Source organism: Arthrobacter sp. 2MCAF15 (genome assembly GCF_052115605.1).
Lineage (GTDB): Bacteria > Actinomycetota > Actinomycetes > Actinomycetales > Micrococcaceae > Arthrobacter.
The window spans coordinates 1-350 of the sequence record NZ_JBFRGZ010000062.1 but is presented as its reverse complement, the minus strand read 5'-3'; the positions used below and the strand labels follow the sequence as shown (position 1 = coordinate 350).

1 rRNA gene is annotated in these 350 nt (G+C 73.7%); it reads left to right on the top strand.

Annotation, left to right across the window (positions count from 1 at the left end):
* Positions 1 to 89, top strand: a 5S ribosomal RNA gene (gene rrf, locus AB4089_RS22970); the annotation flags it as partial.
* Positions 90 to 350 lie beyond the last annotated feature (261 nt).

Genomic DNA, 350 nt, shown 5'->3' with positions numbered 1-350 from the left:
CCGGTCCCATCCCGAACCCGGAAGCTAAGACCCACAGCGCCGATGGTACTGCACCCGGGAGGGTGTGGGAGAGTAGGTCACCGCCGGAACACCATTAACGGTCGAGGACCCCCAACCACAGGTTGGGGGTCCTCCCGCATTTAACCCCCTTTCCGGCCACAGCCGCGGCTGCCGGCCAGCACCCCCGGAACGCGCCGGCCAGGACCCCGCTGCCGCCGCCAGAACCCGGCACCAGCGCCCCGGCACCCCCCGGCACCCTACCGCCGCCGGAAGCCGACACCAGGGCCCCGGCACCCCGCCAACCGGCCCCACGCCGCACCGGACAGGGACCCCGGCACCTCCCGGACACC